The 4926-nt window shown below is 44.0% G+C and carries 5 protein-coding genes; all 5 read left to right on the top strand.

What is annotated here, in order from left to right:
* Nucleotides 1-563: 563 nt before the first annotated feature.
* Nucleotides 564-1484, top strand: a complete 921-nt coding sequence (locus tag AB4384_RS21885) for a DUF368 domain-containing protein (protein WP_372130117.1) — start codon at nt 564-566, stop codon at nt 1482-1484.
* Nucleotides 1485-1687: 203 nt separating this feature from the next.
* The gene (locus AB4384_RS21880) at nt 1688-2128 is read left to right on the top strand and encodes a hypothetical protein (protein WP_372130116.1); all 441 of its coding nucleotides are present in this window, start codon (nt 1688-1690) and stop codon (nt 2126-2128) included.
* Nucleotides 2125-2721: an SCO family protein gene (locus AB4384_RS21875; protein WP_004732104.1), complete on the top strand. Its 597-nt coding sequence runs from the start codon at nt 2125-2127 to the stop codon at nt 2719-2721. Before AB4384_RS21880 ends, AB4384_RS21875 begins: the two co-directional genes overlap by 4 nt.
* A gap of 85 nt (nt 2722-2806) precedes the next feature.
* Entirely contained in the window at nt 2807-3265 is a 459-nt protein-coding gene (locus AB4384_RS21870) for a copper chaperone PCu(A)C (protein WP_017064234.1), read from the top strand.
* Between the two features lie 488 nt (nt 3266-3753).
* Nucleotides 3754-4818: a ribosome small subunit-dependent GTPase A gene (rsgA, locus tag AB4384_RS21865; RefSeq protein WP_372130115.1), complete on the top strand. Its 1065-nt coding sequence runs from the start codon at nt 3754-3756 to the stop codon at nt 4816-4818.
* Nucleotides 4819-4926 lie beyond the last annotated feature (108 nt).

Genomic DNA, 4926 nt, shown 5'->3' with positions numbered 1-4926 from the left:
CGAGATTCGAGATTCGAGAAAAGTTTAAGCTAGTCACCGATGGTGGCTGGCTTTTTTTTCATCTGAAGTTTAGAACCTAAAAATGTAGGAATGGGAAAAGTAAAAAGACGATCACCAAACGACAGGCAAAAAATAGCCAACCGCAATAATCGCGATTGGCTCTATATATTTGTGAACAAATCATAAGTTCACTAACAACGTCAGTTGGCTAGGTGACCCTCGGCTTAAGAAGGGTCAATGTATATAATGCAGTTAGCGTGCCAACTTTTATTCGACGTTTTATAAGCCCTGCACCGCATAAAAACCATGAATTTGTCATGCGAATTGCAAAGTGCATTTGCATATTGCAACCAAGATGCAATATCGATAAGGGATCAGTTTCATCTCTGCTCTTAATGACAAATCACTAAGTGGTTGTTATCTAAATGTTAGGCAAATATTCACTTCAACTTATTGCCTTACAATTAATAGAGTAATAAAAGCCCTTCCCCAAAAGCATATTCATACTTTTTTTACACTAAAGTTTGTATACTGCACAAAATCATCCTCAACTCTATGAAGCAATGAACTACTTAAGTACTTTTTTCAAAGGCATGGCAATGGGCGCAGCAGACGTTGTACCTGGCGTGTCGGGCGGAACCATCGCATTCATCACTGGTATCTACGATACGCTGCTAGAAAGCATTCGCAGAATTAACCCTAGCGTACTTGGCTTATGGAAACTCGAAGGCTTCAAAGCCGCGTTTAATCACATCAATGGTTTCTTCCTAATTTCACTGTTCGCGGGCGTATTCACGAGCATTGCGACATTCGCAAAATTGATTTCTTGGTTATTAATCACCCACCCTGTTCCACTGTGGTCTTTCTTCTTCGGCCTGATCTTGGTCTCGGTTTTCCATATTCTTAAGCAAGTAGAGAAACGCGATATGATTCGCTTCGTGTTTTTGCTGCTTGGCGTTGCTTTCGCTTATAGCATTACCGTGCTTAAGCCGCTGCAAATGGAGCCAACCAGCATCAACGTATTGATTGCGGGTGCGATTGCTATCTGCGCGATGATTTTACCCGGTATTTCAGGCAGCTTTATTCTGCTCCTGATTGGCATGTATGGCCCCGTGCTTGGCGCCGTTAAATCATTTCAAGTCGATGTACTTGCGCTATTCCTTGCGGGCTGTGTGATCGGACTGCTGACTTTCTCACATGTACTGTCTTGGCTATTGCGTTCATTCCGCGACTTCACATTGGTATTCTTAACCGGTTTGATGATCGGTACGCTGCCTAAGATCTGGCCTTGGAAAGAGACCATCAGCTGGCGCACAAACTCAAAAGGTGAACAAGTTCCTCTGATTCAAGAAAACCTATCACCGTTTGATTTTGAAGCGGTAACCTCTCAGCCTTCTCAGTTGGTCATGGCGATTGTGATGATGTTTGCTGCGATTGCATTGGTTTTAGGCCTGGAGAAGTTCGCAGAGCGTAACGCTGACTAATCATTCAACGTATTTCTGGAACATGTTCAGAATGGATAGAACTTAGAAATACTAAGCTCACATATCTATTAAACAGACAAAAGCGAAGCCAATGGCTTCGCTTTTTTAGTTCTACCATACGCACAAAATTGCTTTTTGATACAAGCACGTATTGAGTGGTGTGATACCATCGCCGTTCTTATAAAATCAAATGAGAACACGACATGCACCCAGCATTAAAGGTTGCTGCGCTCGGTATTGCGCTGGTCGCTGGCTTTTATGGACCACAGGCAGTCGAGCAATTTAAATCGGTAGTAGAGAGCCACTCTCCTGACGTCAACTTAGATGACTACTGCATGCTTTCAACAACATCGTGTGAGCAAGACAGCGTTGCTATGACCCTTGAGCATGAAACAGCTCAACCTCTAGTCCCAACAAAAATCAAAGTGGTGTGGGAAGGCGCGGCCTCTGAAACCTTGATGCTATCGCTGACCGGTTTAGAGATGGAAATGGGCTCAGCACGTTTCCAATTAAAAAATACTGGTAACAACATCTATGAAGGTGATGTCATTTTACCCGTGTGTACCATGGATCACATGACTTGGCTTGGTGAGCTCACCGATGGTGTTGAAACCGTAAAACCTACAATAAGGATGGCAAGATGAGTAGAAATTGGTCGTTAGCATTGGTTGTCGCTTTTGTACTTGGCTTTGGTGTCAAAAGCTATCTTGATGGGCAAAACGAAGTTCAAGAACAACACGCTGCAAAACAAGAGTTCTCCGCAACGACTCTTTTCGGCAAAGACAACCAACCAACGGAAATCTTTGACCAAACCGATGACAGAATTCGTATCGTTTACTTCGGTTTCACACGTTGCCCGGATGTATGCCCCACTTCTTTGGCTATGTTGGCCGGAGCACTTAACCAAGTTTCTGATGAAGCAAAAGCCAAGATTCGCCCAATGTTTGTTTCTCTCGATCCTGAACGTGATGCCGCTGAAGCCTCGTATGAATACGCGCAATACTTCCACCCGATGATGGAAGGACTAAGTGGTCCATTGGATGTCACAACGACTCTGGCTCATAACTACGGCGTTATTTTCAGAAAGACCAAGCTTGAAGGTTCAGAGTTGGAATACACCCTAGACCACAGCTCATATTTTTATTTTTTAAAGCCCGACGGTACCTTGATTACCAAAGTGCCGCATACGTTAACGCCAGCACCAATTGTTGAGGCTATCAACAAGCTGACGCAGTAAAACGTAAAAACAAAGAACTTAACTAATAAAGTTCGAACAAAAAGTCAGGTCCCAGACCAAAAACATAAAAATTAAGGACAACAACATGAAGTTAAAAGCACTTGCTCTAGCAGGCTTATTGCTAACCCCTTTTGCTCAGGCTAGTAGCGATATTATGGTTCATGACGCGTACGCTCGTGCAACCCCGCCTTCAGCAGTGAACAGCGCGGTGTTCACGACTCTGATAAACCACAGCGATAAAGATCGCGCTATTGTTTCTGCAACAACACCTGCAGCAGGTAAAGTAGAACTTCATGATGTAATCATTGATGGCGATGTTATGAAAATGCGCCAAGTTCAAGAAATCACCATCCCTGCAAACGGTGAAGCGGTACTTAAACCTGGCAGCCTACACATCATGTTGTTCGACCTAAAAAGTAGCCTAAAAGAAGGTGAGCAAATCGAGATGATACTGACCTTTGCCAATGGTGAAACACAGACCTTCGACGCACCAGTGAAGAAAGTGATGAGCGGCATGAAAAAGATGAACCACGACCATCATTAATCGTATTCACAATTGATAAAATAATTTAAGCCACGATGACTTCTCGCCATCGTGGCTTTTTGTTAAACTGAGCGCGCTTTTTATTCAAAGCCTGAACACATTAATAAACCAAGGAGAATAGAAGATGATTGTAATGAAAACACTAAAACTGGCAGTAAAAGTAACGCGTTAATTTGTTTGGTTAATCAAACTTTAATCTCGAACTACCAACATTAAGCCATCAGCTGGCTACCGCACACTTTTACCCGGTTTACTGTTGATCGTAAGTGATCAATATCTGCATGCCTGTAAAGCATGACTCAAATCCGGGGTCCTATCGATTTTGAATTCGACCCAAGCTCAAACATTTTTGACGTCTCGACGCTTTTTGAACTGACCAACGCTTTTCGATCTCATCGACAACCTGAGATCTTACAAGACGTTAATGCTCTCATAAGACTTTAATGCTCTCACAAGAAAAGAAAGATCGCACGTCTGGGTAAATAGACATGAATTCACAAAACGCATTTTCTCATCCAATGTCACTTCAACAACTTGGATGGCAACCTGTATTCCAACAACAACTGACACTCGAAGACTATGATCACTCCGTCATTGCTCGTATCGTCGCACATCACCGCAATGGCTATACATTAGCGTCAGAGCAAGGTGAAATTGTTCTACCCATCCACCAAAACCAACCGGCAATGACCGTTGGCGACTGGGTAATATTGAACTCTGAACTGCAATTCGATCGCTTACTAGAACGCCAATCGCTCTTTAGCCGAAAAGCTGCGGGCAGTCGTGTGGCTGAACAATATATTTCAGCCAATATCGACACAGTGTTTATCGTGGTTTCATTGAACAACGACTTTAATCTGAGTCGCATTGAACGCTACCTGGCACTCGCAAATGAAGCACAAGTTGAAGCGGTTATCGTCCTGACGAAGAAAGACTTGTGTGACGACTACGAAGACAAAGTACAACAGGTACAAAGCTTAGACCCGATGCTCATGATCGAAGCGGTCAACAGCCTAGATCAAGACTCAACCCAAGTACTTTCACCTTGGTGTAAAATCGGCAAGACCGTCGCGCTAATGGGCTCTTCTGGTGTGGGTAAGTCGACTTTGGTTAACTCATTGCTAGGTGAAGCATCGCAGGCAACTGGTGGTATTCGTGAAGACGACAGTAAAGGTCGTCATACAACCACATCACGATCACTCCACTTGCTCGCATCAGGTGGCTTGCTTCTCGACACTCCAGGAATGCGAGAGCTACAACTTGCAGACTGCGCTGAAGGCGTGAGTGAAACTTTTTCAGACGTCGAAGAGTTAGCAATGCACTGCCGCTTCTCTGATTGTCATCATGAATCAGAGCCGGGATGCAAGATAAGGGCTGCCATTGAGAGTGGTGAACTGTCTGAAAGACGATTTACTAACTATCAAAAGCTACTGAGAGAGCAAGCAAGAAACGGCGCTTCTCTTGCAGAGCAACGCGCTAACAATAAGCAGCTTTCCAAAATGTACAAAACCGTGCAGTCAGAGAGCCGTAATATTAAGAAAGGCTCAGCTTAAGCAGTTGGATATTGACGGTAATCTGAGTTAATCGCTCAACGCTGAGCTGAAACACCGAGCCCCACGTGTCAATCGCGTGGGGCTTTATCCAGGGCGGGAGCATACTTT

The organism is Vibrio sp. 10N.261.51.A4 (assembly GCF_041471945.1).
In the GTDB taxonomy this organism is placed as follows: Bacteria; Pseudomonadota; Gammaproteobacteria; order Enterobacterales; family Vibrionaceae; genus Vibrio; species Vibrio crassostreae_C.
Note: the sequence above shows the minus strand (reverse complement) of the source record. Positions and strands in the feature narration are given on the sequence as shown.